Source organism: uncultured Veillonella sp. (assembly GCF_915069625.1).
Classification (GTDB): domain Bacteria; phylum Bacillota; class Negativicutes; order Veillonellales; family Veillonellaceae; genus Veillonella.
The window spans coordinates 1-3,485 of the sequence record NZ_CAJZFD010000187.1 but is presented as its reverse complement, the minus strand read 5'-3'; the positions used below and the strand labels follow the sequence as shown (position 1 = coordinate 3,485).

The following is a 3,485-nucleotide window of genomic DNA, read 5'->3' as shown; positions in this document are numbered from 1 at the left end:
GAAGTGGTATGTAATTCATACCTATTCAGGCTACGAAAATAAAGTTAAAACCACTCTTGAACTTAAAGTTCAGTCTATGGGTCTACAAGATGTGATTAGCCGAATTTTGGTACCTCTTGAAGACGAAATTGACGAAAAAGATGGGGTTAAAAAAGTAGTAAAACGTAAGATATTTCCTGGGTACGTATTGGTTGAAATGGAAGTTAACGACCGTTCTTGGTATGTTGTACGCAACACACCAGGTGTAACAGGCTTCGTTGGCTCTGCCACAAAACCAGTTCCACTTTCTGATTCCGAAGTAGAACATATACTTAAGTCTCAGGGCTTGGATAAGAAACCAAGCATCAACATCGATGTAGAAGTTGGTGAAACGGTACGCATTACGTCCGGGGCCTTTGAAGATAAACTAGGTGTTATTACCGAACTTAACCCTGAAAAAGGAACATTGAAACTTAATGTGGAAATGTTCAACCGAGATACCGAGGTAGAGGTAGAGTTCTCTCAAATTGAGAAAGCTCTTTAATATATATATTATAACTCTAAAAAAGAGCAATCGATTTTGGTTGCCAGTGGGAGGATGTATATCCGTTACCACCACAGTATAAGCATAGGAGGTTTAATTACCCATGGCTAAGAAATTAGTTAAACAAGTAAAACTACAAATTGAAGCCGCTAAAGCTACTCCAGCACCACCAGTTGGTCCTGCACTAGGTCAAGCAGGTGTTAACATCGTTGCTTTCACAAAAGAATTCAACGAACGTACTGCTAAACAAGCTGGCTTGATTATCCCAGTAGTTATTAACGTATATGAAGATCGTAGCTTCGACTTCATCACTAAGACTCCACCAGCTGCAGTATTATTGAAAAAAGCTGCAGGTATTCCAAAAGGTTCTGGTGTACCTAACCGTGATAAAGTAGCAAAAGTAGGTCGCGATAAAGTTCGTGAAATTGCTGAATTGAAAATGCCTGACTTGAATGCTAATACCGTAGAACAAGGTATGCGCATGGTAGAAGGTACTGCTCGCAGCATGGGCATTGAAATCGTTGACTAATAAGCGTACGACTTGCGCATAAGGCGCAAATCGGTGGGAGGGAATTCCCGTTTGACCACATAAGGAGGATATTATAATGGCAAAAGTAGGTAAGAAATACGCTGAGGCAGTAAAACTTATTGAAGCTGGTAAGTTCTACGAACCAGTAGAAGCAATCGAGTTGGTTAAGAAAACTGCAACTGCAAATTTCGATGAAACAGTTGAAATCGCTTTCAACTTGAATGTCGACCCTAAATACGCTGATCAACAAGTTCGTGGTGCAGTAGTATTGCCTCATGGTACTGGCAAAACTAAACGCGTTCTTGTATTCGCAAAAGGCGACAACATTAAAGCAGCTGAAGAAGCTGGTGCAGATTTCGTAGGTTCTGAAGAGTTAGTAGCTAAAATCCAAGGTGGTTGGAGCGACTTCGACGTAGTAGTTGCTACACCAGACATGATGGGTCAAGTTGGCCGTCTTGGTAAAATCTTGGGTCCTAAAGGCTTGATGCCAAACCCTAAAGTTGGTACAGTAACTCCAGACGTTGCTCGTGCAGTAAACGAAATCAAAGCTGGTAAAATCGAATACCGTACTGATAAAGCAGGTATTGTCTCTTGCTCCATCGGTAAAGCGTCCTTCGATGAAGAAAAATTACTTGACAACTACCGTACAATCGTTGATACTATTATCAAGGCTAAACCTGTAGCAGCTAAAGGTCAATACATTAAATCTGTAACCTTGTCCGCTACAATGGGCCCTGGTGTGCCTTTGAACGTGTTCAAATTGAGCAACGTTACAAAAGAGCAATAATCACATATGTCTCTTAGCTGTAGACGGCTGGTATGTATAATGGATGAAAATCCGCCCGCTGAGGCTGACACTAGATAATCTAGGACTAGTTCGACCTCATCGCGTGCGATGGGGTCGTTTTTACGCTAAGATAGTACATAGAGCACCAAAAAATCTACAAGGAGGTAATCTAATGGCTGTCACTGAACAAAAGAAAGCAATCGTTGCTCAAATGAAAGAAACTCTTTCTGAAGCAAAAGGTGCTGTATTGATTGGTTACTCTGGTTTGACTGTTGCGCAAGCAACTGATCTTCGTCGCAAAATGTTGGCTGAAGGTGTTGAATACAAAGTAATCAAAAATACTTTGACTCGCATTGCTGCAAATGAATTGAATCTTGAAGGTTTCGCTGAGCATTTAGAAGGTCCAACTGCATTGGCTACTTCTAAAGAAGATGCTGTTGCACCTGCTCGTGTAATCGAACAATTCATCAAAACTACTGAGAAAGAAGTTGTAACAGTTAAAGCTGGTATCGTTGAAGGCGAAGTGATGGATGCTGCAGGCGTTAAAGCAATTGCAAGTCTTCCAAACCGCGAAGGCATGCTTTCCATGTTGCTTTCCGTATTGCAAGCTCCTGTTCGCAACGTTGCATACGCTGTCAAAGCTGTTGCAGAAGCTCAACCAGCAGAAGCTGCAGAATAATAATTTCTGCGAAGTATTCATTGGTCGCTTAAGACTGATACAATAAACTATTTTATGGAGGAAAACTAAAATGGCATTGAACATTGAAAACATCGTTGCTGAATTAAAAGAAGCAACTATTCTTGAACTTAATGATCTTGTAAAAGCAATTGAAGAAGAATTTGGCGTAACTGCAGCAGCTCCTGTAGCTGTAGCAGCTGCTGGTGGTGCTGAAGGCGGCGCTGCTAAAGATTCCTTCGACGTAATCTTGAAAGATGCTGGCGCATCCAAAATCAACGTAATCAAAGTTGTTCGTGAAGCAACTGGTCTTGGCTTGAAAGAAGCTAAAGCTATCGTTGATGGCGCTCCTGCACCTGTAAAAGAAGGCGTAGCTACTGAAGCAGCTGAAGCTTTGAAAGCTCAATTGGAAGAAGCTGGCGCAACTGTAGAATTGAAATAATTCTAGCCATATTAAAAGGCGTACCTAAGGGTACGCCTTTTTTGCGTTCTGATTACTGTGAAACGACTCTGTATAAACTTGATATTAAAAAGCGTGCCCCGAAGGACACGCTCTATTAAAATGAAATATTATCTTGTACTTTATATATGGTAGCTCCATTAGTTTTGCCCAATGGTTTTGTAATGACAGCTGCAGGTGAACTTTCAAAGTCTTTTATATTCCGATTAGGTACGATAACAATAGCATTTGATTCGTTTGGAAGTTGATCTAAAAACTCATCTTTGGTAATGGTAGGCATAATATTTCTAGCCTTGGCCCATAGTTCGTCATCAGTTTTATTTAAATATACTTGTGTTGGTATATGTTTTGTATAATACACGATGGAAGTATAATATCCACCGTATACGAAAACAGGTTGATTTGTATCTTCTATATAAGATGTAAACTGAATGCCAGATTGACTTGTTAATATGGGGGTCACAGAAATGGTCGTGGCTGAGTATAGGGCTAGAATTGGAAGTAAAAATA

General features: G+C 40.5%; 5 protein-coding genes and 1 pseudogene. 5 read left to right on the top strand and 1 reads right to left on the bottom strand.

Translation table 11 applies throughout. The annotated features are described in order from the left end of the window. From nusG to rplL, 5 genes are all read left to right on the top strand, one after another. On the top strand, window positions 1–523 hold a 523-nt coding region (nusG, locus tag QZ548_RS08585; protein WP_295869714.1), incomplete at its 5' end, for a transcription termination/antitermination protein NusG. 103 nt (window positions 524–626) lie between these two features. Beyond that, entirely contained in the window at window positions 627–1,052 is a 426-nt protein-coding gene (rplK, locus tag QZ548_RS08580; protein ID WP_004693535.1) for a 50S ribosomal protein L11, read from the top strand. A 76-nt stretch (window positions 1,053–1,128) separates the two neighbouring features. Further along, a complete protein-coding gene (gene rplA, locus QZ548_RS08575; protein WP_119207245.1) occupies window positions 1,129–1,839 on the top strand; it encodes a 50S ribosomal protein L1 in 711 nt (236 codons plus the stop codon). A gap of 172 nt (window positions 1,840–2,011) precedes the next feature. Beyond that, the gene (gene rplJ / locus QZ548_RS08570) at window positions 2,012–2,518 is read left to right on the top strand and encodes a 50S ribosomal protein L10 (RefSeq protein ID WP_060924345.1); all 507 of its coding nucleotides are present in this window, start codon (window positions 2,012–2,014) and stop codon (window positions 2,516–2,518) included. A gap of 70 nt (window positions 2,519–2,588) precedes the next feature. Then, on the top strand, window positions 2,589–2,957 hold the full coding sequence (gene rplL / locus QZ548_RS08565) for a 50S ribosomal protein L7/L12 (RefSeq protein ID WP_005385476.1): 369 nt from the start codon (window positions 2,589–2,591) through the stop codon (window positions 2,955–2,957). Window positions 2,958–3,072: 115 nt separating this feature from the next. Here the strand turns inward: rplL and QZ548_RS08560 are convergent. After that, a pseudogene (locus tag QZ548_RS08560) lies at window positions 3,073–3,485 on the bottom strand (dolichyl-phosphate-mannose--protein mannosyltransferase); the annotation flags it as partial.